General features: G+C 70.6%; 24 protein-coding genes. 10 read left to right on the top strand and 14 right to left on the bottom strand.

Annotation, left to right across the window (positions count from 1 at the left end; genetic code table 11):
- Window positions 1-67 precede the first annotated feature (67 nt).
- Window positions 68-1,738, bottom strand: coding sequence for a urocanate hydratase (gene hutU / locus AC3WRN_RS10480; protein ID WP_492622909.1), 1,671 nt, complete (start codon window positions 1,736-1,738; stop codon window positions 68-70).
- Between the two features lie 213 nt (window positions 1,739-1,951).
- Here hutU and AC3WRN_RS10475 point away from each other — a divergent pair, with 213 nt between their 5' ends.
- The 5 genes from AC3WRN_RS10475 (at window position 1,952) to AC3WRN_RS10455 (ending at window position 6,384) form a co-directional block, all read left to right on the top strand.
- Window positions 1,952-3,025, top strand: coding sequence for a catalase family peroxidase (locus AC3WRN_RS10475; RefSeq protein ID WP_492622908.1), 1,074 nt, complete (start codon window positions 1,952-1,954; stop codon window positions 3,023-3,025).
- Window positions 3,022-3,564: a cytochrome b gene (locus tag AC3WRN_RS10470; RefSeq protein WP_492622907.1), complete on the top strand. Its 543-nt coding sequence runs from the start codon at window positions 3,022-3,024 to the stop codon at window positions 3,562-3,564. Before AC3WRN_RS10475 ends, AC3WRN_RS10470 begins: the two co-directional genes overlap by 4 nt.
- Before the next feature lie 186 nt (window positions 3,565-3,750).
- Window positions 3,751-4,290 carry a hypothetical protein gene (locus AC3WRN_RS10465; RefSeq protein ID WP_492622906.1) on the top strand — a complete coding sequence of 180 codons (540 nt, stop codon included), beginning with the start codon at window positions 3,751-3,753 and terminating at the stop codon, window positions 4,288-4,290.
- A 79-nt stretch (window positions 4,291-4,369) separates the two neighbouring features.
- A complete protein-coding gene (locus tag AC3WRN_RS10460) occupies window positions 4,370-5,875 on the top strand; it encodes an AlkA N-terminal domain-containing protein (RefSeq protein WP_492622905.1) in 1,506 nt (501 codons plus the stop codon).
- Window positions 5,872-6,384 carry a methylated-DNA--[protein]-cysteine S-methyltransferase gene (locus AC3WRN_RS10455; protein ID WP_492622904.1) on the top strand — a complete coding sequence of 171 codons (513 nt, stop codon included), beginning with the start codon at window positions 5,872-5,874 and terminating at the stop codon, window positions 6,382-6,384. The genes AC3WRN_RS10460 and AC3WRN_RS10455 overlap by 4 nt, the downstream gene beginning before the upstream one ends.
- A 117-nt stretch (window positions 6,385-6,501) precedes the next feature.
- Here AC3WRN_RS10455 and AC3WRN_RS10450 read toward each other — a convergent pair whose 3' ends face one another.
- Window positions 6,502-6,906 (bottom strand): hypothetical protein, encoded by a 405-nt coding sequence (locus AC3WRN_RS10450; protein ID WP_492622903.1) that lies wholly within the window; start codon window positions 6,904-6,906, stop codon window positions 6,502-6,504.
- A 51-nt stretch (window positions 6,907-6,957) separates the two neighbouring features.
- Here AC3WRN_RS10450 and AC3WRN_RS10445 point away from each other — a divergent pair, with 51 nt between their 5' ends.
- Window positions 6,958-8,232, top strand: a complete 1,275-nt coding sequence (locus AC3WRN_RS10445) for an alkaline phosphatase family protein (protein WP_492622902.1) — start codon at window positions 6,958-6,960, stop codon at window positions 8,230-8,232.
- 125 nt (window positions 8,233-8,357) lie between these two features.
- Here AC3WRN_RS10445 and AC3WRN_RS10440 read toward each other — a convergent pair whose 3' ends face one another.
- Window positions 8,358-9,644: an MFS transporter gene (locus AC3WRN_RS10440; RefSeq protein ID WP_492622901.1), complete on the bottom strand. Its 1,287-nt coding sequence runs from the start codon at window positions 9,642-9,644 to the stop codon at window positions 8,358-8,360.
- A 318-nt stretch (window positions 9,645-9,962) separates the two neighbouring features.
- Between AC3WRN_RS10440 and AC3WRN_RS10435 the strand changes: the two genes are divergently transcribed.
- Window positions 9,963-10,256 carry a GYD domain-containing protein gene (locus AC3WRN_RS10435; protein WP_068095769.1) on the top strand — a complete coding sequence of 98 codons (294 nt, stop codon included), beginning with the start codon at window positions 9,963-9,965 and terminating at the stop codon, window positions 10,254-10,256.
- A 51-nt stretch (window positions 10,257-10,307) separates the two neighbouring features.
- On the opposite strand, the gene AC3WRN_RS10430 is transcribed toward AC3WRN_RS10435, so the two are convergent.
- Together AC3WRN_RS10430 and AC3WRN_RS10425 are read right to left on the bottom strand one after the other, a co-directional pair.
- Window positions 10,308-11,294: a DMT family transporter gene (locus AC3WRN_RS10430; RefSeq protein ID WP_492622900.1), complete on the bottom strand. Its 987-nt coding sequence runs from the start codon at window positions 11,292-11,294 to the stop codon at window positions 10,308-10,310.
- Between the two features lie 109 nt (window positions 11,295-11,403).
- Window positions 11,404-12,771, bottom strand: a complete 1,368-nt coding sequence (locus AC3WRN_RS10425) for a formimidoylglutamate deiminase (RefSeq protein WP_492622899.1) — start codon at window positions 12,769-12,771, stop codon at window positions 11,404-11,406.
- Window positions 12,772-12,854: 83 nt separating this feature from the next.
- Between AC3WRN_RS10425 and AC3WRN_RS10420 the strand changes: the two genes are divergently transcribed.
- From AC3WRN_RS10420 to hutI, 3 genes are read left to right on the top strand one after another with little or no spacing between them, the layout of a single operon-like run.
- Entirely contained in the window at window positions 12,855-14,414 is a 1,560-nt protein-coding gene (locus AC3WRN_RS10420; protein ID WP_492622898.1) for a GNAT family N-acetyltransferase, read from the top strand.
- 25 nt (window positions 14,415-14,439) lie between these two features.
- Window positions 14,440-15,909, top strand: coding sequence for a chloride channel protein (locus AC3WRN_RS10415; protein WP_492622897.1), 1,470 nt, complete (start codon window positions 14,440-14,442; stop codon window positions 15,907-15,909).
- A 25-nt stretch (window positions 15,910-15,934) separates the two neighbouring features.
- On the top strand, window positions 15,935-17,164 hold the full coding sequence (hutI, locus tag AC3WRN_RS10410) for an imidazolonepropionase (protein WP_492622896.1): 1,230 nt from the start codon (window positions 15,935-15,937) through the stop codon (window positions 17,162-17,164).
- Here hutI and lpxK read toward each other — a convergent pair.
- The 9 genes from lpxK to AC3WRN_RS10365 form a co-directional block, all read right to left on the bottom strand.
- Window positions 17,150-18,133 (bottom strand): tetraacyldisaccharide 4'-kinase, encoded by a 984-nt coding sequence (gene lpxK, locus AC3WRN_RS10405; protein WP_492622895.1) that lies wholly within the window; start codon window positions 18,131-18,133, stop codon window positions 17,150-17,152. The two genes, hutI and lpxK, sit on opposite strands and share 15 nt — an antisense overlap.
- Window positions 18,134-18,143: 10 nt before the next feature.
- Complete coding sequence (msbA, locus tag AC3WRN_RS10400; protein WP_492622894.1) at window positions 18,144-19,928, bottom strand: lipid A export permease/ATP-binding protein MsbA; 1,785 nt, start codon at window positions 19,926-19,928, stop codon at window positions 18,144-18,146.
- Window positions 19,925-20,356 (bottom strand): ExbD/TolR family protein, encoded by a 432-nt coding sequence (locus AC3WRN_RS10395; protein ID WP_068095758.1) that lies wholly within the window; start codon window positions 20,354-20,356, stop codon window positions 19,925-19,927. The genes msbA and AC3WRN_RS10395 overlap by 4 nt, the downstream gene beginning before the upstream one ends.
- 8 nt (window positions 20,357-20,364) lie before the next feature.
- Window positions 20,365-21,015, bottom strand: coding sequence for a MotA/TolQ/ExbB proton channel family protein (locus tag AC3WRN_RS10390; protein WP_068095755.1), 651 nt, complete (start codon window positions 21,013-21,015; stop codon window positions 20,365-20,367).
- Window positions 21,016-21,114: 99 nt separating this feature from the next.
- Window positions 21,115-23,415: a DNA internalization-related competence protein ComEC/Rec2 gene (locus AC3WRN_RS10385; RefSeq protein ID WP_492622893.1), complete on the bottom strand. Its 2,301-nt coding sequence runs from the start codon at window positions 23,413-23,415 to the stop codon at window positions 21,115-21,117.
- Window positions 23,416-23,545: 130 nt separating this feature from the next.
- Entirely contained in the window at window positions 23,546-24,244 is a 699-nt protein-coding gene (gene lolD / locus AC3WRN_RS10380; protein ID WP_492622892.1) for a lipoprotein-releasing ABC transporter ATP-binding protein LolD, read from the bottom strand.
- A 7-nt stretch (window positions 24,245-24,251) separates the two neighbouring features.
- Window positions 24,252-25,493, bottom strand: a complete 1,242-nt coding sequence (locus tag AC3WRN_RS10375) for a lipoprotein-releasing ABC transporter permease subunit (protein WP_068095753.1) — start codon at window positions 25,491-25,493, stop codon at window positions 24,252-24,254.
- 97 nt (window positions 25,494-25,590) lie between these two features.
- Window positions 25,591-26,031 (bottom strand): protein YgfX, encoded by a 441-nt coding sequence (locus AC3WRN_RS10370; RefSeq protein ID WP_068095752.1) that lies wholly within the window; start codon window positions 26,029-26,031, stop codon window positions 25,591-25,593.
- The gene (locus AC3WRN_RS10365) at window positions 26,003-26,251 is read right to left on the bottom strand and encodes an FAD assembly factor SdhE (protein WP_492622891.1); all 249 of its coding nucleotides are present in this window, start codon (window positions 26,249-26,251) and stop codon (window positions 26,003-26,005) included. The genes AC3WRN_RS10370 and AC3WRN_RS10365 overlap by 29 nt, the downstream gene beginning before the upstream one ends.
- Window positions 26,252-26,297 lie beyond the last annotated feature (46 nt).

Raw genomic sequence — 26,297 nt, 5'->3', positions numbered from 1 at the left:
CAGACTCCTTTCCGCCTCGCTCCATCATACGGCATTGCCGTATATACGGCAATGCCGTAGTTGGCACTCAAACCATCGGCAACTTCAACCCCTGCTCCCTCGCACACTCCACCGCAATCTCATATCCCGCATCCGCATGCCGCATCACGCCGGTGCCCGGATCGTTCCATAACACCCGCGCGATCCGCTTGTCCGCCTCGGCCGTGCCGTCGCACACGATCACGATGCCGGAGTGCTGCGAGTAACCCATCCCCACCCCGCCACCATGATGCAGCGACACCCACGTCGCGCCGCCGGCCACGTTCAACATCGCATTGAGCAACGGCCAGTCGCTGACGGCGTCGCTGCCGTCCTTCATGGATTCGGTTTCGCGGTTTGGTGAGGCGACGCTGCCGGAATCCAGGTGGTCGCGGCCGATCACCACCGGCGCCTTCAGCTCGCCGTTGCGCACCATTTCGTTGAAGGCGAGGCCGAGCTTGTCGCGCAGGCCCAGGCCGACCCAGCAGATGCGCGCGGGCAGGCCCTGGAAGCTGATGCGCTCTTTCGCCATGTCCAGCCAGTGGTGCAGGTGGGCGTCGTCGGGGATCAGCTCCTTCACTTTCTGGTCGGTCTTGTAGATGTCTTCCGGGTCGCCCGAGAGTGCCACCCAGCGGAACGGGCCGATGCCGCGGCAGAACAGCGGGCGCACGTAGGCGGGCACGAAGCCGGGGAACGCGAACGCGTTTTCGCAGCCGACGTCCTGCGCCATCTGGCGGATGTTGTTGCCGTAGTCGAAGGTGGGGATGCCCTGCGCGTGGAACGCGAGCATCGCTTCCACGTGGGTCTTCATCGACAGCTTGGCGGCGCGCGCGGTGCCGACCGGGTCGGCCTTGCGGCGCTCGAACCATTCCTCCACCGTCCAGCCCCGCGGCAGGTAGCCGTTGACCGGGTCGTGCGCGCTGGTCTGGTCGGTGACGGCGTCGGGGCGCACGCCGCGCTTGACCAGCTCGGGCAGGATGTCGGCGGCGTTGCCGAGCAGCGCGATGGATTTCGCTTCACCGGCCTTGGTGTATTTCTCGATGCGCGCCAGTGCGTCGTCGAGGTTGCTGGCCTGCTCGTCGACGTAGCGGGTCTTCAGGCGGAAGTCGATGCGGCTCTGCTGGCATTCGATGTTGAGGCTGCACATGCCGGCCAGCGAGGCGGCCAGCGGCTGCGCCGCGCCCATGCCGCCGAGGCCGGCGGTGAGCAGCCATTTGCCCTTGAGGTTGCCGCCGTGATGCTGGCGGCCCATCTCGACGAAGGTTTCGTAGGTGCCCTGGATGATGCCCTGCGAGCCGATGTAGATCCACGAGCCGGCGGTCATCTGGCCGTACATCATCAGGCCTTTCTTATCGAGCTCGTTGAAGTGTTCCCAGGTGGCCCAGTGCGGCACCAGGTTGGAGTTCGCGATCAGCACGCGCGGCGCGTCGGCATGCGTGCGGAACACGCCGACCGGCTTGCCGGATTGCACCAGCAGGGTCTCGTCGTCCTCCAGTTCGCGCAGCGATTTCAGGATCGCGTCGAAGCACTCCCAGTTGCGCGCCGCCCGCCCGATGCCGCCATACACCACCAGCTCGGCCGGGTTCTCCGCCACCTCCGGATCGAGGTTGTTCTGCAGCATGCGGAACGGCGCCTCGCTGAGCCAGCTCTTGCAGGAAAGCTCGCTGCCGCGTGGCGCGCGGATGGTGCGGGTGGTGTCGATGCGGGTGGGTGCGTTCATCACGAAGGGCTCCGATGAGTCAGACCGATGAGTATAGGTCAGCCGGTGCTGCACCCGAACGCTGGCGCATGGAGCCATATCCAGGCGTCGCAGCCAACCGGCAAGCCACATGTAACGAAGCGCCGCCGCGGAGCGAAGACCTGACGGCACGGCATGAAACCCGACACCGTGCGCCCCGCCATCACAGGTGGCCCCAGCGGCCAGGAGTCGAGCATGCACGATCCCGCCCCACCGGATTCACCCGCGCGCCGGATCGGCTCGTGGGCGCTGATCGCCGCCGCGGTTGGCCTCGCCGCGGTTTCCTTCGGTTATGTCGGCGGCTGGCTGGCGCCGTGGCGGCTTACGCCGGCGAAGTTGATCGACCAGTTGCAGGACAACGCCGGCACGTTCGCCGGCTATCGCCGCAATCATGCGAAGGGCGTTTGCGTGACGGGCTATTTCGACAGCAACGGCCAGGCCCAGGCGTATTCCGTGGCGCAGGTGTTCGCACCCGGCCGCACGCCGGTGGTCGGCCGCTTCGCGATCCCCGGCGGCAACCCATATGCGCCGGACGGCAGCGTGCCGATCCGCAGCATGGCGTTGCGCTTTGCGCTCGCGAACGGGCAACAGTGGCGCACCGGCATGAACAGCATGCCGGTGTTTCCCGTCGCCACGCCGAAGGCGTTCTACGCGCAACTGCAGGCGCAGCAGCCGGACCCGGCCACCGGCAAGCCGGACCCGGCGAAGCTGGCCGCGTTCTTCGCCGCGCATCCGGAGACGGCAGCATTCCGCGCCTGGGCGAAGACGGCGAAACCGTCCGCCAGCTTCGCGAGCGAAAGCTACTGGAGCCTCGACGCGTTCGTGTTCGTCGACGCGAACGGCAAGCGCCAGCCGGTGCGCTGGCGCATGGCGCCGGAAGCGGTCGATGACGGAGGCAAGGCCGGCGACACGGACTATCTGGCGACGGATCTGGCCGAACGCCTGGCGCGAGGCCCGCTGCGCTGGCACTTGCAGGTGACGCTCGCGAACCCGGGCGACCCGACGAACGACGCGACGAAGACCTGGCCGGACGATCGCCGCACGATCGACGCCGGCACGCTGGTGCTGGAACGCACCGAGCCGCAGGACAGCGGCCCCTGCCGCGACATCAACTACGACCCGCTGGTGCTGCCGGCCGGCATCGCGGCCTCCGACGACCCGCTGCTGCCCGCGCGCTCGGCCGCGTATGCGGATTCGTACCTGCGCCGCACCAGCGAGGAAGCCCGCCTGCCCGGCAGCACCACGCCCTCGGCGGAGACGAAGCGATGAAGGCCGACCCGAACACGTTCACGCCCGCCGCGCGCGCGCTGCACTGGCTGATGGCCGGCATGATCCTGGCGATGCTGTTCATCGGCGTCGGCATGGTCGCGTCCGTCTCCGCACGCCACGAATGGCTGCTCGCGATCCACAAGCCGCTCGGCATCGCGATCCTGGTGCTGGCCGTGGTGCGGCTGGCGGTGCGCCTGCGCCATCCGCCGCCGCCCTTGCCGGCGGACCTGCCCGCGCTGCAGAAACTGGCGGCGCTGGCGTCGCACTGGCTGCTGTATTTGCTGATGCTGGCGATGCCGCTGATCGGCTGGGCGATGCTGTCGGCCGGCGGCTATCCGGTGATGCTCGGCGCGTCGCTGCGGCTGCCGCCGATCTTCCCGGCCAGCCCGGCCGCGTTCGCGATGCTGCGCCACCTGCACGGCGGGCTCGCGATGCTGCTGTTCCTCACGTTCCTGGCGCACATGGCGGCGGCGCTGTACCACGGCCTGATCCGCCGCGACGGCGTGTTGTCCGGCATGCTCGGCCGGCGGCGGGATTGATGCGCGGCAGCGGCGGCTTTCGGGCCGTTCCGGCCGCCCGGCCGAAGTACCTCCGCGACGGGTGCCGGTGCCGATTGACTGGCGTCAGACAGCGGCAGAGACTGGCCGGACGGGGGAAGTCCTGGAGTGGCCATCGCAAGACTTTGCGGGGAGGCTGCCATGCGTGCAACAGAGTCGATGTACCGGTTGGCCATTGCCACCACGATGCTCGTCGCCATGGGGGGGCTGCAGGCGGCGGGCAAGAAGGCCCCCACGGACGCCCAGATGATCGCGAGCGCGATGCGCGCGGCGCCGGCCGGCGTCGCGAAGGGCGCGACGATCGTCGCGATGGACGCGGACGGCAAGATGCGCACGTTGCGCAAGGGCACGAACGATTTCACCTGCATGCCGGACCTGCCGACGATCCCGGGGCCGAACTCCATGTGCATGGACAAGAACGGGATGGAGTGGGCGCAGGCGTACATGGACCACAAGCCGCCGCCGGCCGGCAAGCTCGGCATGGTGTACATGCTGGAAGGCGGCACGGACGCGAGCAACACCGATCCGTATGCGAAGAAGCCGGAGCCGGGCAACCACTGGGTCAGGACCGGGCCGCATTTCATGGTAGTGGGCGCCGACCCGGCGTTCTACGACGCGTATCCGAAGAACGCGAATCCGGATACGACGGTCCCGTACGTGATGTGGGCCGGCACGCCGTACCAGCACCTGATGGCGCCGATCAAGTAAGTCGCGCGGGCTCGCCGTTTCCGCCATGGATGTCCGAAAACGGCGAGTCCGCCCGCCCGGGCGGTGCTAGCCTGCGCGCATGGATGCCCTGCCCCATTTGCCCGATCCCCGCGTCTGCGAGCAGGCGCGGCTGAGCCGCGACGCGCGCTTCGACGGCCTGTTCTTCACCGCGGTGAGCAGCACCGGCATCTACTGCCGGCCGGTATGCCCGGCACCGGCGCCGAAGCGCGAGAACGTGCGCTACTACGCGAACGCGGCCGCCGCGGAAGCGGCCGGTTTCCGGCCGTGCCTGCGTTGCCGGCCGGAGCTGGCGCCGGGCAACGAGCACTGGCGGCGCGGCGACCATGTCGTGGCGCGCGCGCTGAAGCTGATCGAGGCCGGCGTGCTGGCAGAGCAATCGCTGGACGAACTGGCGGCGCGCGTCGGCATCGGTGCGCGGCAGCTGCGCCGGCTGTTCGTCGAGCGCCTCGGTGCGCCGCCGGTCAGCGTGCACACGACGCGCCGGCTGCTGTTCGCGAAGCAGCTGCTGACGGAAACCGCGTTGCCGGTGACGGAGGTCGCGCTCGCGTCCGGTTTCCGCAGCCTGCGCCGGTTCAACGCGGCATTCACGCAGGCGAACCGCATCGCGCCGCGCGAACTGCGCCGGCATCCGCGCGCGGCGGCCGGTGCGACGCTGCTGCTGCGGCTCGGTTACCGGCCGCCGTACGCGTTCGACGCGCTGCTCGCGTTCCTGCGCACGCGCGCGCTGCCGGGCGTGGAACTCGTCGACGAAGGGAGCTACGCGCGGGTGTTCGGCCCGCCCGATTCGCCGGGATGGTTGCGCCTCAGCGCGTGGCCGGGCGGCGAGCATGCGCTGCGGCTGCAACTGCATTGCCCGCAACCGGCGCGGCTGCTCGGCGTGGTGACGACGCTGCGGCGGATGTTCGACCTGGACGCGAACCCGCAGGCGATCGCGGACACGTTCCGCCACGACGCCGTGCTCGGTCCGCTGGTCGCGCGCCACCCCGGCCTGCGCCTGCCCGGCGGCTGGGACGGTTTCGAGATCGCGGTGCGCGCGATCCTCGGCCAGCAGATCAGCATGGCGGCCGCACGCACGCTGGCGACGCGCATCGTGCGGCGCTGGGGCGAACCGTTGCCGGCGCCGCCGCTGCCGGGGCTGGAGCGGCTGTTCCCGACACCGGCCGCGCTGGCGCGGGCGGACCTGCGCGAGGTCGGCCTGACCGCGGCACGCGCCGCGACGATCAGCACCATGGCGCAGGCGCTGCTGGACGGCCGCGTGGATTTCCGCGCGGAGCAGTCGCCGGACGCGTTCGTGGCACGCTGGATCGCGCTGCCCGGCATCGGCGCATGGACGGCGCATTATATCGCGATGCGCGCGCTGGGCGACCCGGACGCGTTCCCGGCGGCGGACCTGATCCTGCGCCGCGAGGCGGCGCCGAATGCCGCGCCGCTCGGCACGAAAGCGCTGGCCGAACGCGCGGACGCGTGGCGGCCATGGCGCGCGTACGCGGTGATCCACCTGTGGCGCGGCGCGTCGGAAGCACCGGCGCCGGCACGCCGGAAAAAACCGGAGGCGATCGCATGACGAACCTGCCCGACACCGTTTACTACGACGAGATGGACAGCCCGGTCGGCACGCTGCGCCTGGTCGCGGACGGCCGCGGCCTGCGCGAGATATGGTTCGAGCGCGAACGCCATCCGAAGCAGGCTCATCCCGGCTGGGTCCGCGCAGTCGCGCCATTGAAGTTCGCCCGCGTGCAGCTGGAGGAATATTTCGCCGGCGAGCGCCAGCACTTCGAGCTGCCGCTGCATCCCGTCGGCACGCCGTTCCAGCTGGAGGTGTGGCACGAACTGGGGCGGATTCCCTACGGCGTCACGATCAGCTACGGCGAACTGGCCCGGCGCATCGACAAGCCGCTGGCAGTGCGTGCGGTCGGCGCCGCGAACGGGCGCAACCCGCTGCCGATCGTGCTGCCCTACCACCGCGTGATCGGCGCGAACGGCAGCCTCACCGGCTTCGGCGGCGGCCTGCCGACGAAGCGCTACCTGCTGGACCTGGAGGATCGCATCGCGCGCGGGGATCTGTTCGGCTGAGGCAAATTCCCCGTAGGAGCGCACCCTGTGCGCGAATGCTCTTCGCTTCGATCAACATCAGAGCATTCGCGCACTAGGTGCGCTCCTACAAGAGACGGCTTCCAGCGCGGCGCTCGATCAGCCGCCGTCCTGCTTCGGTACCGGCGATGTTTGCGGCACGACACGCGGCGGGGTCGGCGCGTCGCGCTCCCGGTCGAGCAGGTCCTGCAGCCGGGCGCGATCGCGGTCACGCTGCGCCTGGTCGGCCTGCTCGAGTTGCCGCTGCTGGCGCGGGTTGCCCGCGCTCGGCCGCTTCGCGTTGTCCGACACGCCTTGGTGCAGTTGCTGTTCCAGCAGCCCCTGCTGCAGCTGGTCGCGCGCCTCCTGCTGCTGCGCAGCCTGCTGGAACTGCACGCCCGGCGGCGCCGGCCTGATCAACGGCCGGGTGTCGGACTGCCAGGCCGCGGCGATGCCGGGCAGGCCGAGCACCAAGGCAACGAGCAACCCTGCGGGAACGTGCCGGGCAAGACGTGAAATGGTCATGGCAGTGCGCGATGATGAAAGGCTGACTGTCCGCACCATAAGGTTCCACGCATGAAAATCCCGTTTCGCCTGCTGCTGTGTTCCCTGGCAGCGTTCAGCTTCGGCTGTGCCACCCATCGCCCGGCGCCCACCGCCACCCCGGCCAGCGAGATGGCGCCGCTGCTGCTGATCTCGATCGACGGCTACCGTCACGACTACATGCAGCGCGGGCTCAGCCCGACCCTGGCGATGCTGGCGCAAGGCGGCGTGCAGGCCGCCTCGATGCAGCCGGCGTTCCCGTCGCTGACGTTCCCGAACCACTACACCCTCGTCACCGGCCTCACGCCGGACCACCACGGCATCGTCAACAACACCATGTTCGACCCGCGGCTGGGCAAGTTCTCGCTGGGCAACCGCGAGGCGGTCAGCGACGGCCGCTGGTGGGCCGAGGGCACGCCGATCTGGGAGACCGCCGACCGGCACGGCGTGCGCACCGCCACCATGTTCTGGCCCGGCTCGGAGGCGGATATCCACGGCCACCGGCCGGATTACTGGAAGCCGTTCGACGGCAGCGTGACGGCCAACCAGCGGGTGGACCAGGTGCTGGCCTGGCTGGACCTGCCAGCCGCCGAGCGGCCCCGCTTCCTCACCCTGTACTTCGACGAGGTCGACCACGCGGGCCATGTCCATGGCCCGGACTCGACCGAGGTGGACGCGGCGCTGCGCGACACCGACGCGGCGCTCGCCCGGCTGGTGGGCGGCCTGAAGCAACGCGGCCTGTTCGACCGGATCAACCTGATCGTGCTGTCCGACCACGGCATGGCCGGCGTGCCGGAGGCAAACAGCGTGATGCTCGACGAACTGGTACCGCTCGACCGCGTGCAGACGGTGAGCATGGGCATCCTGGCCGGCTTCAACCCGGCGTCGGACAGCGCCCAGGCGCGCGCGGATTTCGCGCAGGTCGAGCAGACCCTGGAACAGCCGCAGCCGCACATGCAGTGCTGGGACAAGACCCGCGTGCCGGCGCGGCTGGCCTACGGCAGGAATCCGCGCGTGCCGCAGTTGCTGTGCCTGGCGAACGTGCACTGGCGCATCACCACCAGCGACTACGCGGCAAAGCGCAAGGGCCGGCTGAGCCTGGGCGAGCACGGCTACGACAATGCCGAGCCGCTGATGCAGGCATTGTTCGTGGCGCACGGCCCGGCGTTCCGCGCCGGCGCGAAGGTGCCGGCGTTCCCGAACCTGGACGTCTACCCGCTGATGACCCGCCTGCTCGGCCTCCCCGCCGCCGCGAACGACGGCGACTACGACGCGGTGAAAGGAATGCTGAAGCCCGCAGCACGCTGAACCTTGCCTCCCTCCCCTGCTTGCAGGGGAGGGTTGGGGTGGGGTTCGCTCTTGCTCTGATCCATCAAGTCAAAAGCACCCCCTCCCTACCTCGCCCTGCGCGCAGGGGAGGAGTGGTGCAGGCGCTATGGCATCGCCCCCCGGCTCATCGGCGTCGGCGGCGTCGCCACGTTCACCAGCGGCGGCAAGCGGAACAGCCGCAGCGCGATCAGCAACCCCGCCAGCACCAGCACGCCGGTGAACAGCGCCACGCCGCTCCAGCCGTGCGATGCGTAGAACAGCCCGCCGCTGGCGCCGGCGATGCTGGAACCCATGTAGTAGCAAAACAGGTACGCCGAGGCGGCTTGCGCCTTCGCCGCGCCGGCGCGCCGCCCGACCCAGCTGCTGACGATGGAGTGGCCGCCGAAGAAGCCGAAGGTGATCGCCGCGATGCCCAGGATGATCAGCGGCAGCGGCCGCGCCAGGGTCAGCGCCACCCCGGCCAGCATCAGTGCGAACGCCGTCCACAGCACCTTGCGCCGCCCGAGCTGACCGGCCAGGTGGCCCATCCACGCCGAGCTGAACGTGCCGATCAGGTAGATCGCGAAGATCAGCCCGACCACCGCCTGGCTCAACTTGTACGGCGGCGCCATCAGCCGGTAGCCAAGGTAGTTGTAGACGGTGACGAACGCGCCGAGCAGCAGGAAGCCTTCGACGAACAGCCACGGCAGGCCGCGGTCGCGGAACATGCCGGCGAAGCGCCCCAGCAGCGTGCGCCAGTGCAACGGCCGCGCCGTGAAATGCCGCGACGGCGGCAGCGCGCGCCAGAAGACCAACCCGGCCACCACGCCGATCACGCCGACCACCGCCACGCCGATGCGCCAGCCGAAGAAATCGGCCAGCACGCCGCTGATCAGCCGCCCGCCCATGCCGCCGACCGCGCTGCCGCTGATGTACAGGCCCATGCCCAAGCCGATCGACTCGGCGTCCATCTCCTCGCCGAGATACGTCATCGCCACCGCCGGCAGGCCGCTCAGGGTGAGCCCCAGCAGGGTGCGCACCAGCAGCAGCGCGGTCCAGTCCGGCATCACCGCGGTAACCAGCACCAGCAGCGCGGATACCAGCAGCGACGCCGCCATCACCGGCTTGCGCCCCCACCCATCCGATACGCCGCCGGCGAACAGCATCGCGAACGCCAGCACGCCGGTGGTCAGCGACAGCGACAGCGCCGCGCCCGCCTCGCTCACCCCGTAGTGCCGGCTGAACTCCGGCATCAGCGGCTGCACGCAGTACAGCAGTCCGAACGTGGCGAAGCCGGCCGCGAACAGTGCGAGATTGGTCTGCCGGAACGCCGGCGTGCCGTGGTGGATGTACGGCGCGGTCGCCTCGACGGTGGGTGGTTCTGCCGCGCCCGGCTCCACGTCACTCTTCATCTCATCCGCCTGCTGCTGGGTAGGTCGACCTGGCAAGGATAGAGCCGTGCGGCCGAACGAAGGCCAACGCGCGTCGCACCCGAGCCGATCTTACACGCCGGAAATACATGCGCTGGCGGAAGATCGCACGCTTGAACGCCTGTGTTCCGCCCGACGGCAGGGGCTTCGTCGCGGCATCCGGTGCCGTCTGCCCATGCCGGCCGGAGCCGCTGCGCTGTGCAATCGAACATCAGACACAGGCCAGCGCCACGGGGCCGGCGCTGGCGCAGGGGCGTCCCGGTCCCGCGTCGAAGATGCACCCGGTCGAGGAGATCGCTCATGGCGACTTATATCGGTCTTACCCATCTCACGGATCAGGGGATGCGCAACATCAAGGAAACCACCAAGCGGGCCGAGGCCGTCAAGGGGGCCGCCGGCAAGTTCGGGGTCAAGATCAAGGAGATCTTCTGGACGCTGGGGAAATACGACATCGTCATCATCTCCGAAGCGGCCGACGAGGCGGCGGCAACCGCTTTCATCCTGAGCATCGGCAGCCTGGGCAATACCCGGACGCAGACCATGCGGGCCTTTTCCAGCGACGAGATGACCGCCATCCTCGGCAAGATGCCCTGACGCCACCGGTATGCCGGCCCGACCGGACGAACCGCCGGCATGTCTCCTGCCTCAGGCGCTGCGGTCGCCGCGCAGCGCGCGCACTTCCTCGTCGTGTCCTGCCGCGCCGCGCCCGCTGAACCAGCCGAACAGCGCGATGCCGACGATGATCGCCAGCGCGCCAGACGCGGCGTAGCCGCGCGGCCACGCCTCGCCGAGGAACAGCACGCCGAGCACGGTGGCGAACAGCAGCTCGGCAGCCTGCATCGCCTCCACCGCGGCCAGCGCGGTCGGCTCGCTGCGCACCATGTCGGTGGCGCGAAAGAACAGGATGGTGGCGATGGTGCCCGAGGACAGCGCCACGCCGCCGGCCAGCAGCGCCTCGCGCGGCGTGGGCGGGCCGACCGTGATCCACGCGACCACCGCGAACAGCAGCCACAGCGGCCAGCTGCACAACGTCATGCCGAACACCCGCTGCACCGCGTTGAGCCGGCTGCCGCAGTGCTCCAGGTGCAGCAGCAGCTTGCGGTTGCCCAGCGGATAGGCGAACGCGGACAGCACCACCGCGCCGATCGCCAGCCAGTCGCCGGCATGCAGCCGGCCCTGCGCATGGCCCCATTGCAGCGCGAACACGCCGGCCACGATCAGCACGCCCAGCGCCAGCGTGCGCCAGGCCAGCCGGCGCCGCTCGTCGCGATAGATCAGCGACGCCAGCAACGGGCCGGCCAGCACGGTGGTCTGGAAACTGCCGGCGACCAGCCACGACGGCCCGCTGCTGGCCGCCCAGGTCAACGGCACGCCGAACAGCACGAAACCCACGCTGCTCCACAGCAGCCACGGCCGGGCATGCCGGCGCAGCTCGCGCGGCAGTTCGCCCAGCCCGCCCTGCAGCGGCAGCACCATGGCCAGCAGCGGCAGCGTGATCAGGTAGCGCAGGATCACCGCCCACGCCCAATGCCCGCCGCCGGCGACGAGGCTGCGGTTGAGCACGTAGGTAAGCGTGAAGAACAGCGCCGAGACCAGCGCCAGTCCCACCGCGGCAAGGGCATTCGTACGCATGCGGCGCCATCGGGCAAAGTACCGAGTTTGGCAAATCGCGCCGCGCTTGCGTAGCCGGCGATCGCGCGGCGGGCGCGATCCCGCCCCGCCACGCCCGCCCGCAGGCGGATCAGCCGCCGGCCAGCCGCGCCACCACGTCGCGGTAGCGCGCCGCGATGCGCTCCTCGTCCCGATGGCGGAAGTCGCGCACCTGCCAGCGGCCGCCGACCATCACGTCGCGCACCAGCGGCGTGTTGCCGGCGAACAGGAAGCTGTCCAGCACCGAGCGCGCGTCGCGCGCGGCGAGCAGCGGCGAGTCGTCGTCCAGCACGATCAGGTCGGCGCGCGCCCCGTCGCGCAGCTCGCCGACCGGCCGGCCCGAGGCCAGCGCGCCGCCGCGCAGCGCGGCGCGCCACAGCGTCTCGCCCACGCTGTCGCCCTGGCGCCGCGCCGCGATGTTGCGGTGGCGGGTGGCCAGGCGCTGGCCGTATTCCAGCCAGCGCAGCTCCTCCACCGGCGAGATCGAGATGTGCGAGTCCGAGCCGATGCCGAGCGTGCCGCCGGCGTCCAGGTAGTCGGCCAGCGGGAACAGGCCATCGCCCAGGTTCGCCTCGGTGGTCGGGCACAGCCCGGCCACGGCGCCGCTGCGCGCCAGCTGCGCGGTTTCCGCCGCGGTGAGGTGGGTGGCGTGCACCAGGCACCAGCGTGCGTCGACCGCGGCATGCGCGAACAGCCACTCCACCGGCCGCGCGCCGCGGGTGGCCAGGCAATCCTGCACCTCGCCGACCTGCTCGGCGAGGTGGATGTGGATCGGGCCGGTGGCCGCCAGCTCGCTGGCAAGCACCTCGCGCAGCGCCGCCTCCGGCACCGCGCGCAGCGAATGCAGCGCGATGCCCACGCACACCTCGTCGCCCTGCTGCCGGCGCAGCGTTTCCAGCAGGCGCAGCCAGGCGTCGACGGCGTGGCCGAAACGGCGCTGGCGCGCGACCAGCGCACGGCCGTCGAAGCCGCCGCTGATGTACAGCACCGGCAGCAGGGTCAGGCCGATGCCGGCCTCGCGCGCCGCCTCGATGAGCGCCAGCGACATCGCTTCGGTCGGCGCGTACGGCGTGCCGTCCGGCTGGTGGTGCAGGTAGTGGAACTCGCAGACGCTGGTGTAGCCGGCCTTGAGCATCTCGACGTAGAGCTGGGCGGCGATCGCCTTGAGTTCGTCCGGGCCGATCGCGGCAGCGAACGCGTACATCGTCTCGCGCCAGCTCCAGAAACTGTCCTCGGCCTTCCCCCGCCGCTCGGCCAGGCCGGCCATCGCGCGCTGGAACGCGTGCGAGTGCAGGTTCGGCATGCCGGGCAGCACCCAGCGGCCGAGCGCCGTGCCGCCCGGCTCCGCCGTGGCCTGCAGCCGCCCGCCCGCGTCCACGCCCAGCGCGGCACCGGCCTGCCAGCCGTCGGCGCGCCACGCCTGGCCGGCCTTGAAGTGGGCAATGGCGTTGCTGCTCATGGTTCCGGCTCCGGATGACGATGCCGCGCAGTGTAACCGGCCCGATGAAATCGCCTTCACCCCGCCGCGGGCATACTCGGGCGATGGTCAGGAAAAACAGCGAAAACAAGCCGAAACTGCTGCTGCGCCAGGCCGTGCCCGCCGACGTGCCGGCCCTGGTCGAACTCACCGCCCGGGTCTACACGCCCGAATGGGGCCACTCGGCGGAGATGCTGCGCTCGCAGCAGACGCACTTCCCGGAAGGCCAGTTCGTGGTCGAGTACGAGGGCGCGATCGTGGGCTACTGCGCCACCTTCCGTATCGACGAGGCCACCGCGCTGGCGCCGCATACCTGGATGCAGGTCACCGGCGGCGGCATGGGCTCGCGCCACAAGCCGGACGGCAACTGGCTGTACGGCATGGAGGTGGTGGTGCGCCCGGACTACCGCGGCATGCGCATCGGCCAGCGGCTGTACCAGGCGCGCAAGCGGCTGTGCGTCGACCTGAAGCTGCGCGGCATCGTGTTCGGCGGGCGCATCCCGGGGCTGGCGCGAAACGTCGCGCGCTACGGCGACGCCGCGTCCTACGTGCAGGCGGTGGTGGAGGGCCGCCGGCGCGACCCCACGCTGAGCTTCCAGCTGTCCAACGACTTCGAGGCGATCGGCCTGCTGCGCGCCTACGTGCCGTCCGACCACGAATCGCTGGGCTACGCGGCGCACCTGGTCTGGCGCAACCCGCAGCTGCTCGACCAGCCCGACATCCCGCCGATCACCTCGGCACGGCTGCTGCCCGACTCGGTGCGGGTGGCTTCGGTGCAATACCAGCAGCGCCGGATCGGCTCGTTCGAGGAATTCGCCACCCAGGTCGAGTACTTCACCGACATCGCCACCGAGTACAGCGCCGACTTCGTCACCTTCCCCGAACTGATCACGCTGCAGTTGCTGTCGATCGAGAACACCGAGCTGTCGCCGGTCGAGTCGATCCGCAAGCTGAGCCAGTACACGCCGCAGGTGAAGGAACTGTTCAGCCGCCTGGCGGTGCACTACAACATCAACATCATCGCCGGCACCCATCCCACCGAGCAGGCCAACGGCGACATCCACAACGTCTGCTACGTGTGCCTGCGCGACGGCTCGCTGCACGAGCGCGAGAAGCTGCACCCCACGCCAAGCGAGCGCAACGTGTGGAACATCACCGGCGGCGACAGCGCGGCCACCGTGCAGACCGACTGCGGCCCGATCGGCGTGATGATCTGCTACGACGCGGAGTTCCCCGAGGTGGCGCGCTACCTGGTCGACCAGGGCGCGCTGATCCTGTTCGTGCCGTTCTGCACCGACGTGCGCGAGGGCTACCTGCGCGTGCGCTACTGCGCGCAGGCGCGCGCCATCGAGAACCAGTGCTACGTGGTGCTGTCCGGCAACGTGGGCAACCTGCCGGGCGTGAACAACTTCGACATCCAGTACGGCCAGAGCTGCATCCTCACCCCCAGCGACTTCCCGTTCGCGCGCGACGGCATCGCCGCCGATTCCACGCCGAACATCGAGACCGTGCTGTTCGCCGACCTGCGCCTGGAAAGCCTGGCCAGCGCACGCAACGCCGGCGCGGTGCAGAACCTCAAGGACCGCCGCTTCGACCTGTACGAGACGCGCTGGCGGCCGCGTTGACGGGGCAGTCTGCGATAATCGCGCCATGTCCGAGTCGCCCGAACCCGCAGCGAAGTCAGCCAACCCGCGCCTGCAGGCGCTGCTCGGCCACGAATTCTTCGCGCCGCACCACTGGAAACGCCGGCTGGTACTGTGGTCCGGCGCCGTGCTGGTGGCGCTGGCGGCGATCCTGTTCGCCAAGGCCAGCACCTGGTCCTACCACTTGTTCCTCGGCATCCTCGGCCACGGCAGTTGGATCCCGCTGGTGCTCACCCCGCTGGTGTTCGGCCTGCTCGCCTGGGCCACCGAGGGACGCCTGCGCGCCACCCGCGGCAGCGGCATCCCGCAGGTGATCGCCACGCTGCATGTCGAGGACGCGGGTTTCCGCGCGCGGATGCTGGCGCTGCCGATCGCCGCGGGCAAGATGGCGCTGACCCTGATCGCGCTGGCCGCGGGCGCCTCGATCGGCCGCGAGGGGCCGACCGTGCACGTCAGCGCCGGGCTGTTCTATTCGCTGGGCCGCCGCTTCGGCTTCAGCGACCCCAAGGCTGCCTCGCGCTTCATCCTGGCCGGCGGCGCCGCCGGCATCGCGGCCGCGTTCAACACGCCGCTGGCCGGCGTGGTGTTCGCGATCGAGGAGCTGGCCGGCACCTTCGAGCACCGCTTCAGCGGCCTGCTGCTCACCGCGGTGATCATCGGCGGCGTGGTTTCGCTGGGCATCATGGGCAACTACTCGTACTTCGGCGAAGTCGAGGCCAGCCTGCCGCTGGGCCACGCCTGGCTCGCCGTGCTGCTAACCGGCGTGGTCGGCGGCCTGCTCGGCGGGCTGTTCGCGCGGCTGATCCTGCTCAGCCGGCACGGCCCGCTGGCGCAGGTCGGCCGCCTGCGCGCACGCTGGCCGGTCGCCTTCGCCGCGGCTTGCGGCCTGGCGCTGGCGCTGCTCGGCGCATGCACGCACGGCAGCGTCTACGGCACCGGCTACGACCAGGCCCGCGCGATCGTGCAGGGCACGGCCGGCATGCCGGACCAGGGTTTCGGCATCGCCAAGCTCGCGGCCAACGTGGTCTCGTACTGGGCCGGCATCCCCGGCGGCATCTTCTCGCCGGCGCTGGCGGTCGGCGCCGGGCTGGGCCAGAACATCGCGCACTTCCTGCCCGGCGTTCCCGCCGCCGCGGTGGTGCTGCTGGGCATGAGCGCGTACCTGGCCGGCGTTACCGGCGCGCCGCTGACCTCGGCGGTGATCGCGATGGAGCTGACCGACAACCAGGACATGGTGATCCCGATCATGGCCGCCTGCCTGCTCGCCCGCGCCGCGTCGTCGCTGTTCTGCCCCACGCCGGTGTACCGCGATTTCGCCGAGCGCATGGTGCAGGACTTCGAACGCCGGCAGGCCAGCCCTCCGCCGGCCGACGAAGCCGGGGACGAACCGGACGAGCCGCTGCCGCCCGGCGGCCACACCAGCGCGTTCGGCGAGCCGGTCGCGCCGACCCGGCCGCAGGCGCCCGGGCAACCCTGAGCATCCACACGGAATCGGTACCGACATGAGCGAGACCCACTGGGATCGACTGCTGCTGAATGCCACCCTGGCCACGTTCGCCGGCGACGCGCCGTACGGACTGATCGGGCACGGCGCGATCGCGCTGCATCACGGCCGCATCGCCTGGGTCGGACGCATGGACGCGCTGCCGGACGCCCCCGGCGCGCTCGCCGCCACGGTCGAGTCGCTGGACGGCGCCCTGGTCACGCCGGGACTGGTCGACTGCCATACCCACCTGGTGTTCGGCGGCGACCGCGCGCAGGAGTTCGAGCTGCGCCTGAACGGCGCCAGCTACGAGGAGATCGCCCGCGCCGGTGGCGGCATCGTCTCCAGCGTCAACGCCACCCGCGCCGCCAGCGAGGAACAGTTGTTCGCGCAATCGCTGCCGCGCGCCCAGGCGTTGCTAGCCGACGGCGTCACCACGCTGGAGATCAAATCCGGCTACGGACTGGAGCTGGAGACCGAGCGCCGCATGCTGCGCGTGGCGCGCCGGCTCGGTCGCGAGCTGGGGCTCGGCGTGCGCACCAGCTTCCTCGGCCTGCATGCGTTGCCGCCGGAATACCGGGACCGGCGCGACGATTACGTGGCGCTGGTCTGCGACGCCATGCTGCCGGCGCTCGCCGCCGAGGGCCTGGTCGATGCGGTCGACGCGTTCTGCGAAGGCATCGGCTTCAGCCGCGAGGAAACCCGCCGCGTGTTCGAGCGCGCGAAACAGCTCGGCCTGCCGGTGAAGCTGCATGCGGAGCAGTTGTCCGATCTCGGTGGCGCGGCGCTGGTCGCCGAATACGGCGGACTCTCCGCGGACCACCTGGAACACCTCGGCGAATCCGGCATCGCGGCGATGGCGCAGGCCGGCACCGTCGCCGTGCTGCTGCCCGGCGCGTTCTACGCGTTGCGCGAAACGCGGCTGCCGCCGGTGGCGGCGCTGCGCGAACACGGCGTGCCGATCGCGATCGCCACCGACTGCAACCCCGGCACCTCGCCGCTGCTGTCGCTGCGGCTGGCCGCCGGCATGGCCTGCACGCTGTTCCGGCTGACTCCGGAGGAAGCGTTGCGCGGCATCACCGTCAACGCCGCCCGCGCGCTGGGCCTGCACGACCGCGGCACGCTGGCCGTCGGCCAGCGCGCCGACCTGGCGATGTGGAACGCGCGCCAGCCCGCCGAGCTGTGCTACTGGACCGGCGGCCCGTTGGTACGGGAAATCTGGATCGGCGGTGAATCAGCCGCGGTATGAGGCCGCGATCCGCTCGGCCAGCGCAGCGAAGAACGCCGCCGGCAGTTCGGCGCGGACCGGCACCCGCCACCAGTTCGCCTGGGCGAAGCGCCGGCATTTGACCGCATCCTTGTCGGTCATCAGCACCGGCAGGCCGTCCGCGAAATCCAGGTCCACCGGGACGAAACCGTGGTGGTCGGCGAACGCGTGCTCGACGACCTCGATGCCGGCGACGCGCAGGCTGTCGAAGAAACGCCGCGGGTTGCCGATGGCCGCCACCGCGTGGACACGCCGGCCGCTGAAGTCCGCCAACGCCTGCTGCCGGCCATCGGCCAGGGCCACCGTTTCGCCGCCGCGCAGCTGCATCGGGTATTCGCCCGCCCCGGCCGGGCCGCCATTGCACACGCGCAGGTCGACGCGCTGCAGCCGGGCCAGCGGCTCGCGCAACGGCCCGGCCGGAAGCAACCGGCAGTTGCCGAAGCGGCGCACGCCGTCGATCACGCAGATTTCCACGTCGCGCGCCAGGCGGTAGTGCTGCAGGCCGTCGTCGGCGACCAGCACGTCGCAGCCGGCATCGAGCAGCAGCCGCGCCGCGGCCGGGCGGTCGCGCCCCACCGCCACCGGCACGCCGCCGGCGCGGATCAGGCACGGTTCGTCGCCGACCTGCGCGGGATCCGGCGCATCGCCGAGCAGCAGCGGTTCGCGCCGGCTGCCGCCGTAGCCGCGGCCGACCACGCCGGGCCGGTAACCGCGTTCGCGCAGGGCTTCGACCACGGCGATCGTCAGCGGCGTCTTGCCGGTGCCGCCCACGCTGAGGTTGCCGATCACCACGACGGGCACCGGCAGGCGCACGCTGCGCAACCAGCCGGCTTGATAGAGCGCGCGGCGCAGACGCGCCGCGCCGCCGTACAGCGCCGCCAGCGGCCGCGTCCACCACGGTGCCCGGCCGCCGCCGTACCAGGCTGATTCGAGCGTGTCGATCAGCGCCATGGAAGCTCCCTCAGTCGCCGGCCTGCTCGGCCGCGTGGTCGTGGAACTGCATGCGGTACAGCGCGGCGTACTGCCCGCCCAGCGCGATCAGCTCGGCGTGGTTGCCGCGCTCGATGATGCGGCCCTGGTCCATCACCGCGATCTGGTCGGCGCCCTCGACGGTGGACAGGCGGTGCGCGATCACCAGCGTGGTGCGGTCGCGCATCAGGCGCTGCAGGGCCTGCTGGATCAGCTGTTCCGACTCGGTATCGAGTGCGCTGGTGGCCTCGTCCAGCACCAGGATCGGCGCGTTCTTCAGGATCGCGCGGGCAATCGCGATGCGCTGGCGCTGGCCGCCGGACAGCATGTTGCCGCTTTGCCCGACCTGGGTATGGATGCCTTGCGGCATGCGCGCGATGAACTCCATCGCGTTGGCCGCCTCGGCGGCGGCCACGATTTCCGCCTCGCTGGCGCCGGCCAGTTCGCCGTAGGCGATGTTGTTCGCCACGGTGTCGTCGAACAGCACCACGCCCTGCCCGACCCAGGCGATCTGCCGGCGCAACGAGGCCAGCGTGTAGTCGCGGTAGTCCTCGCCGTCCAGCGCGATGCAGCCGGCACTCGGCTCGTAGAAGCGCGGCAACAGGCTGACCAGGCTGCTCTTGCCGCTGCCGGAACGCCCGACCAGCGCGGTCACCGTGCCCGGCGCGCAGGCCAGGTCGACCCCGCGCAGGGCCTCGAAATCGTTGCGCGGATAAGTCAGCCGCACATCCTCGAAGCGCAGGTCGCCGCGCGTGCGGACCAGCTCGCGGGTGCCGCGGTCGACTTCCGGCGGCATGTCGATGACCTCGAACAGGTCCTCGGCCGCGGATACGCCGCGCTGGATGTTCGCCTGCACGTTCGCAAGCCGCTTCAGCGAGGGCATCAACGCCCCCATCGCCGTCAGCACGGTGACGAACACGCCGGGGGAAATGTTCGCGATCACGTCGGGCCGCGTCGCCAGGAACACCAGCACCGCCAGGGCGACCGCGGCGACGGACTGGATGGCGGTGCTGGCGGTCGCATTGGTGGCGGCGATCTTCAGGTTGAGCCGACGGGCACGGTGGGTCACCTCGTCGAAACGGGCAGCCTCGTGTTGCTGCCCGCCGTAGACGCGCACTTCGTGGTGGGCATTGACCGACTCGTCCACCGCGCCGGTGATCGACCCCATCATGCCCTGGATGCGTCGGCTGATCAGGCGATAGCGGCGGCTCACCATGGTGGCGATGAAGGCAATGGCGGGCACCATCACCAGCAGGGCCATGGACAGGTAGGCGCTGTTGCTCAGCATCACGTACAGCATGCCGATGACCGTGACGCCTTCGGTCACCATGATCTTCACCGCATCGGTGGACGCCGAGGCCACCTGCTCGCTGGTGTAGGTGACGCGCGAGATCTGCTGTCCCGACGGCTCATTGCCGAAGAACGTCGCCGGCAGCCGCAGGTAGGCGGCGAACACGTCGCGCTGCATCGCCTGCACCACGTTGCGCCCGATGTAGGCGATGCCGTAGCTGCTGACGAAGGTGCCGATGCCGCGCACCGCGAAGATGCCGACGATCCAGATCGGCATCCAGAAAATCAGGTAGGCATCCTTCTTCGCGAACAGGTCGTCGATCATCGGCTTCAGCTTCTGGGTGAAGGCCGCCAGTGCGCCGCCATCCAGAACCATGCCGACCAGGGCGATCAGCCCCATCAGCCAATAGCGTTTCGTGTAGCCGAGCAACCGCGTGTAGACGCGCCAGGTCTGCGCGTCCCACACGGCGACCTTCCCGCCATTCATTTGCCCCGGCCCGGCTTGCTCGGCGTGGTGGCGATCGACAGCCGGGTGAAGCCGAGCTGGCCCAACGCGTCCATCGCGGTGACCACGTCCTGGTGCGGCGTGTTCGCGTCGGCGCGGATCGTCACCTGGCGCTCGCGGTCGTCGCCCGCGTTGCGCGCGATGGTCTGCTTCAGCGCCTCGATGCCCTCGCCCATCACCTCGTCGCTGCCCACGAAGAAACGGCCGTCGCGGTCGATCATCACGGTCAGCGCCGGGGCGTTCATGTCGCGATCCTGCGTGCTCGCCTGCGGCAGGGTCACCTGCAGGCGCGAGTGCTGCACGAACGTGCTGGTCAGCACGAAGAACATCAGCAGGGTCAGCAGCACGTCGATCAACGGGATCACGTTGATCTCGAAGTCGTCGCCGCGGCGGTCGTTGCCGATACGCATGGGTGCGCTCAGCCTGCGCCCGGCACGGACGGCGCCGGCGTGCGCCGCGGGCGCGCCGGTACCGCCGCCGCGGGGGACAGGGTCAGGTCGTCGAGCAGGGCCGTGGCCTGCTTCTCCATCTCCACGCGGTAGCCGGCCACGCGCGAGCGGAAGTAGCGGTGCAGCACATAGGCCGGGATCGCCACGGTCAGGCCCGACGCGGTGCAGATCAATGCCTCGCCGATGCCGCCGGCCATCTTGGCCGGGTCGCCGATGCCGCCGGCCATCACTTCCATGAACATGCGGATCAGGCCGATCACGGTGCCGAACAGGCCCAGCAGCGGGCCGATCAGCGCGATCGTGCCCAGCGTGTTGAGATAGCGCTCCATCCGGTGGACGACATGCCGGCCGGTATCCTCGATGCGCTCCTTGATCAGGTCGCGCGACTGCCGGCGCACGACCAGGGCGGAGGCCAGCAGCTCGCCCAGCGGCGAGCCGTTGGCCAGGGTGTCGAGATGGCCCGGGTCGAGCTGGCCGGAACGCGCCCATTCGCGTACTTCCTCGCCCAGCCCCGGCGGCAGCACGGACTTGCGGCGCAAGGTCCAGCAACGCTCCAGCACGATCGCCAGGGCAATCGCCGAACAGATCAGGATGGGCACCATCGCCCACCCGCCAGCCATCAGAATCTCCAGCACTTTTCGACCCCGGACGCGCTACCTGACAGGAAGCGCGCATCATAGCAGTCCCGCCGGCCCGTACTGCGGCAGGCGTGGCATTCCTCATTCGCGCCAGTAGCGCGGCCGGCGCTGGCGCCAGCCGGCATCGCGCCGCGGCGGAGCATCGGCGGGGAAATCCAGCGGGATGGCGCCCAGTTCCGCCGTATTGAATACCGGCACGCGGGCGTCGGCATAGCGTGCCAGCACCTCCGGTTTCGGATGGCCGAAGCGGTTGCGCCAGCCCGCCGACACCACCGCCAGCGGCGGCTGCAGCGCCGCGATGAAGGCCGCTCCGGACGAGGTCTTGCTGCCGTGATGCGGCACCAGCAATACCGGCCGCGGACCGGGGCCCAGCGCCGCCGCGACCCGGGGTTCGGTCGCCGTGCTGATGTCGCCGGCCAGCAGCAGGCGTCCGCCGCGCCCCTCGACCAGCAGCACGCAGGAACTGTCGTTGTTGCGGTCGCCCTCGCCGGGGACCGGCCCCAGCACCCGGAAATGCACGCCGTCCCATTGCCAGGCCTGGCCGGCTTCGCACTGCTGCGTCGGCATGCGCATCCGCGACGGCTCGCCCGCGTAGCGTTGCGCCCGCGGAAACGCGCCGGCCACCGCCCCGGCACCGCCGGCGTGGTCGTTGTCGCCGTGACTGATCATCAGCATGTCCAGCCGCGCGATGCCCAGCGCGTGGATCGACGGCAACACCACCGCCTCGCCCAAGTCGAAGCCCGACGGGTAGCGCGCGCCGGCGTCATAGACCAGGGCATGCCCGCGGGTGCGCAGCAGTACCGACAGGCCCTGCCCCACATCCAGCACCCAGGCCTGGAACGCTCCCTCCGGCGGCCGCGGGTTCGGCGGCCACAGCAACGGCAGGAACAGCAGCAGCCCGAGCCAGCGCAGCGGCACGCCGCGCGGCAGGAACAGCCACACTGCGCCGAACAGGGCCAGCGCGAGCGCATGCAACTGCACCGCAGGCAGGTACCAGTTCGCGCCGGGCCAGGTCGCCAGGTGCTCCAGCAGCCACCATTGCGCATGCACGATCCACGCTGCCAGCCACAGCACCGGCCCGGCCAGCGGCGGGCACAGTCCCAGCATCAGCATGCCGGCCAGGGTCGACGGCACGATCACGAAGCTGACCACCGGCACCGCGACCAGGTTCGACAGCGCGCCCACCAGCGAGGCCTGGCCGAAGAACCACAGGGTCAGCGGCAGCAGCGACACCGTCATCACCAGTTGCCCGGCAGACAGCTCGTGCAGGAACGCGCGCAGGCCGCGGCCGCGCGACTGCAGGCAGAGCATCAGGAACGCCACGCCCACGAACGACAGCCAGAACCCCGCCGCCAGCACCGCCAGCGGATCGGCCAGCAGGATCGCGATCATCGCCAGCGCCAGCGACTGCGGGCCGCTGCCGGCGCGCCGGCCGCAGCGCGCCAGCGCCACCACCGCGATCATCAGCAGCGTACGCACGGTCGGCAGCCCGAACCCGGCCAGCGCGCTGTACGCGCCGGCCACCAGCAACGCCGCCGCGGCTTGCGCCTGCGGCCGCGGCAGCCACAGGCCCAGCCGCGGCCACAACGCGTAGACCAGCAACGCCAGCCATACGCCGAACACCGCCGCCACGCCGACGTGGAAGCCGGAGATCGCGATCAGGTGCGAGACCCCGTTCGCGCGCGCCACCGCCCAGTCGTGCGGCTGCAGCCCGCGCGTGTCGCCCACCGCGAACGCCTGCAGCAGGGCCGCGTCGCGGCGGTCGGGCACGCGCGCCGCGATGCCGCGGGCCACCGCGTCGCGCACGCCGTCGACGCACCAGGGCGCGCCGTCGAGCGGCGCGTTGTCGGGATCGTCGCGCACATAGCCGGTGGCGACGATGCCGCGCTCCAGCGCCGAACGTTCGCTGTCGGCGCCGCCGGGGTCGATCAGCCCACGCGGCCGCCTCAGGCGCAGCTGCAGGCGCCAGCGGCTGCACGGCGGCAACGCCGGCGCGTCCTCGTACCAGGTCACGGTGACGCGGCCGCGCAACGCGACCGGCTCGCCGTCCGCGGTGGCCCGTTCGACGTGCAACGTGAAGCGGCTGGCATCCGGGTGCGCCAACGGCAGGTCGGCGATGGTGCCGACGACGGCGAGATCGCGCCCCTCCTGCGCCGGCGGCAACCGCGCCTCCATCGCCAGGCCGCCGCGCCACGCCGCCCACACGATGCCGCACAGCAACCAGGCGAGCCAGCGCCAGCGCGGGCAGCGCCAAGCCAGCAGGACGATGATCGGCAACGGCAGGCCCAGGCACCAGCGCGGCGGCAACTGCGGCAACCATTGCACCAGCAGCACGCCGGCCAGCAGGGCCACGGCCGCGGTGGTCGCCGTCAATCGCCTCATGCCGCCCGCCCGTCCATCCTGGAAGAGCCCCGAGCCTAGCGCCCCGGCGGCGGCGATGCGGATGAAAAACGCGTAGGCGGACGCCGGCATCCGCCATCGCCCGCACCAGCGCGGGATTCGCCCGCGGGGTTCAGGCCTTCGGGCTTTCCTGCAGCGCACCGTTGTGCAGCACCAGGGTGCGGTCCATCTTCGCCGCCAGGTGCGGGTCGTGGGTGACCAGCACGAAGCTGGTGCCGATCTCGCGGTTGAGTTCCAGCATCAGCGCGTAGACCTGCGCGGCATTGCCCTCGTCGAGGTTGCCGGTGGGCTCGTCGCCGAGCACGCAGGCCGGTCGCGTGACCAGCGCGCGGGCCACCGCGCAGCGCTGGCGCTCGCCACCGGACAGCTCGGACGGCTTGTGGTGCGTGCGCCTGCCCAGGCCCACCCGCTCCAGCAGGGCAACGGCTTGCTGCTGCGCCTCGGCGATCGCCGTGCCGCGGATCAGCAGCGGCATGCACACGTTCTCCAGCGCGGTGAACTCGGGCAGCAGGTGGTGGAACTGGTAGATGAAGCCGAGCGAGCGGTTGCGCACGCGGCCGCGCTCGGCGTCGGACAGCTTCGACAGCACGCGGCCGTCGACTTCCACCTCGCCGGCGGTCAGCGTGTCCAGCCCGCCGATGATGTGCAGCAGGGTGCTCTTGCCCGAACCGGAAGCGCCGACGATCGCCATCGTCTCGCCCCGCTTCAGGGTGAAGCTGACGTCGCTCAGCACGTCGGTGCGCAGGCCGCCCTCGTCGTAGGTCTTGGCGACGTGGCTGGCGCGCAGCACGTTTTCGGTCGTTGGGTTCATGACGGCCTTATTCATAGCGCAGCGCCTGCGCCGGTTGCGTGCGCGAGGCGCGCCACGCGGGGTAGAGGGTGGCCAGCAGCGAGAACGCGAAGGTCAGGAGCGCGGTCCAGCCCACGTCGCTCCACAGCAGGCGGCTCGGCACCTCGCTGATGTAGTAGACGTCCGGCGACAGGAAGGTGACGTGGAAAGTGTGCTCGATCCACTTGATGATGCCCGGCAGTTTCCACGACAGCAGCGAGCCGAAGCCCACGCCGAAACCGATCCCTACGAAACCCACCAGCACGCCCTGCACCATGAACATGCCCATGATGCTGCGCGGGGTGGCGCCGAGCGTGCGCAGGATCGCGATGTCGGCCTGCTTGTCGGTGACCAGCATCATCAGCATCGAGATCAGGTTGATCACCGCGACCAGGATGATCAGCGACAGGATGATGAACATCACCATCTTTTCCATCGACAGCGCGGCGAACAGGTTCGCGTTGGTGTCCATCCAGGTCTGCACCCGGTAGACCTGGCCCAGCTGGTCGGCCAGCTCGCGCGCGACCGGACGGGCGTTGAACAGGTCGTCGAGCTTGAGGCGGATGCCGGTGGGGCCGTCGAGGTCGTTGAGCTTCTCGGCATCGCCCATGTTGACCAGGGCCAGGCCGGAATCGAACTGCTCCATGCCCAGTTCGAACGTGCCCACCACGTGGAAGCTGCGCATGCGCGGCACGCTGCCCATCGGCGTGGCGCGCAGCTGCTGCACGGCCATGGTGACGCGGTCGCCGACGGCCACGCCGAGCGTCATCGCCAGCTCGCGGCCCAGCACGATGTTCCAGCTGCCCGGTGTCAGTTCGCCGAGCTTGCCCTCGATCATGTGCTTGTCGATGTCGACGACCTTCGGCTCCTGCGCCGGCTCGATGCCGCGCACCAGCGCGCCGCTGGAGCGCCGCGCCAGCAGCATTGCCTCGCTCTCCACGTAAGGCGCGGCACCGAGCACGTGCGGGTTCGCCTCGGCGACCTGCAATGCGCGCGGCCAGTCCTGCACGCTCTGGCCGACGCCGGAGACGGTGGCATGCGAGATCGCGCCGAGGATGCGCGAGCGCATCTGGTAGTCGAAACCGTTCATCACCGACATCACCGTGATCAGCGCGACCACGCTGATCGCGATGCACACGATCGACACGGTGGAGATGAAGGAGATGAACTGGTTGCGCCGCTTGGCGCGGGTGTAGCGCAGGCCGATGAAGAGTTCGAGCGGTCGGAACATGGGCGGGTCGCTTGTGGGGATCGCAGGGCGGGCCGCCCGGACGGGCATTATCAGGTATTCGTTCGGACCGCGCTGGAGCGTTGAAGTTGCCGCCCGGTCAAAGGCGCGGCACGGCCTCGCCGGGCTGCACGGTCGCCAGGCGCATGCGCAGGCGACGGCGGATGTCCGCGTCGCTGTTGTCCGGCACCAGCAGCAATGCCTGCGCGCCCTGCTCCGCCGTGCGCAGGCGCAGCAGCACGAAGAACACGCCGTACACCCGGAACGAGGCCAGCGTGGCCGGTACGTCCTCGTGGCTGCGCAGGTGCAGCGTCCAGGCGCCGTCGGCACCCCAGCCGGCGGCCGTGACGGGATCCGCGGCGAGCCGGCGCAACCGGCGCCAGGTCGCCAGCGCCACGGCCACCGCCAGCAGCAGCTTCAGCCACGCGGGCAGCGCGCTCAGCGCCACCGCCAGCACCGCCAGCGCGGCGACCAGGACCAGGGCCCGCCGCAGCCACCGCGACGGCCGGTACTCAAAGCCGATGGCGGGCGCGGATGTCATCGATGATCGCCTGCCAGTCCGCCCGCCCGGGGCGTGCATGGCCCATCACCCAGTCCCACAGGTCCGGGTCCTGCACGTCGAGCAGTTCGTCGAACGCCTGCCGCTGCGCTTCGCCCGCACCGGCAAAACAGTCATCCAGCCAGCCGCCGAACAGCGCGTCCAGCTCGCGGGTACCGCGGCGGGTGCGCCAGCGCAGGCGCTTGATGCGTGCAGCGTCCATAAGATCAAAGCGCGCGTAGCGCCTCCTTTGCCTCCTCTCCCCGCCG

It is taken from the genome of Rhodanobacter sp. FW101-FHT13A11 (genome assembly GCF_058790335.1).
This window is presented reverse-complemented; position numbering and strand designations above follow the sequence as displayed.

What these genes read in the sequence shown, in the direction of transcription:
- hutU (WP_492622909.1), bottom strand. Translation starts at nt 1,738, where the DNA reads ATGAACGCACCCACCCGCATCGACACCACCCGCACCATCCGCGCGCCA.
- AC3WRN_RS10475 (WP_492622908.1), top strand. Translation starts at nt 1,952, where the DNA reads ATGCACGATCCCGCCCCACCGGATTCACCCGCGCGCCGGATCGGCTCG.
- AC3WRN_RS10470 (WP_492622907.1), top strand. Translation starts at nt 3,022, where the DNA reads ATGAAGGCCGACCCGAACACGTTCACGCCCGCCGCGCGCGCGCTGCAC.
- AC3WRN_RS10460 (WP_492622905.1), top strand. Translation starts at nt 4,370, where the DNA reads ATGGATGCCCTGCCCCATTTGCCCGATCCCCGCGTCTGCGAGCAGGCG.
- AC3WRN_RS10455 (WP_492622904.1), top strand. Translation starts at nt 5,872, where the DNA reads ATGACGAACCTGCCCGACACCGTTTACTACGACGAGATGGACAGCCCG.
- AC3WRN_RS10450 (WP_492622903.1), bottom strand. Translation starts at nt 6,906, where the DNA reads ATGACCATTTCACGTCTTGCCCGGCACGTTCCCGCAGGGTTGCTCGTT.
- AC3WRN_RS10445 (WP_492622902.1), top strand. Translation starts at nt 6,958, where the DNA reads ATGAAAATCCCGTTTCGCCTGCTGCTGTGTTCCCTGGCAGCGTTCAGC.
- AC3WRN_RS10440 (WP_492622901.1), bottom strand. Translation starts at nt 9,644, where the DNA reads ATGAAGAGTGACGTGGAGCCGGGCGCGGCAGAACCACCCACCGTCGAG.
- AC3WRN_RS10435 (WP_068095769.1), top strand. Translation starts at nt 9,963, where the DNA reads ATGGCGACTTATATCGGTCTTACCCATCTCACGGATCAGGGGATGCGC.
- AC3WRN_RS10430 (WP_492622900.1), bottom strand. Translation starts at nt 11,294, where the DNA reads ATGCGTACGAATGCCCTTGCCGCGGTGGGACTGGCGCTGGTCTCGGCG.
- AC3WRN_RS10425 (WP_492622899.1), bottom strand. Translation starts at nt 12,771, where the DNA reads ATGAGCAGCAACGCCATTGCCCACTTCAAGGCCGGCCAGGCGTGGCGC.
- AC3WRN_RS10420 (WP_492622898.1), top strand. Translation starts at nt 12,855, where the DNA reads ATGGTCAGGAAAAACAGCGAAAACAAGCCGAAACTGCTGCTGCGCCAG.
- AC3WRN_RS10415 (WP_492622897.1), top strand. Translation starts at nt 14,440, where the DNA reads ATGTCCGAGTCGCCCGAACCCGCAGCGAAGTCAGCCAACCCGCGCCTG.
- hutI (WP_492622896.1), top strand. Translation starts at nt 15,935, where the DNA reads ATGAGCGAGACCCACTGGGATCGACTGCTGCTGAATGCCACCCTGGCC.
- lpxK (WP_492622895.1), bottom strand. Translation starts at nt 18,133, where the DNA reads ATGGCGCTGATCGACACGCTCGAATCAGCCTGGTACGGCGGCGGCCGG.
- msbA (WP_492622894.1), bottom strand. Translation starts at nt 19,928, where the DNA reads ATGAATGGCGGGAAGGTCGCCGTGTGGGACGCGCAGACCTGGCGCGTC.
- AC3WRN_RS10395 (WP_068095758.1), bottom strand. Translation starts at nt 20,356, where the DNA reads ATGCGTATCGGCAACGACCGCCGCGGCGACGACTTCGAGATCAACGTG.
- AC3WRN_RS10390 (WP_068095755.1), bottom strand. Translation starts at nt 21,015, where the DNA reads ATGGCTGGCGGGTGGGCGATGGTGCCCATCCTGATCTGTTCGGCGATT.
- AC3WRN_RS10385 (WP_492622893.1), bottom strand. Translation starts at nt 23,415, where the DNA reads ATGAGGCGATTGACGGCGACCACCGCGGCCGTGGCCCTGCTGGCCGGC.
- lolD (WP_492622892.1), bottom strand. Translation starts at nt 24,244, where the DNA reads ATGAACCCAACGACCGAAAACGTGCTGCGCGCCAGCCACGTCGCCAAG.
- AC3WRN_RS10375 (WP_068095753.1), bottom strand. Translation starts at nt 25,493, where the DNA reads ATGTTCCGACCGCTCGAACTCTTCATCGGCCTGCGCTACACCCGCGCC.
- AC3WRN_RS10370 (WP_068095752.1), bottom strand. Translation starts at nt 26,031, where the DNA reads ATGACATCCGCGCCCGCCATCGGCTTTGAGTACCGGCCGTCGCGGTGG.
- AC3WRN_RS10365 (WP_492622891.1), bottom strand. Translation starts at nt 26,251, where the DNA reads ATGGACGCTGCACGCATCAAGCGCCTGCGCTGGCGCACCCGCCGCGGT.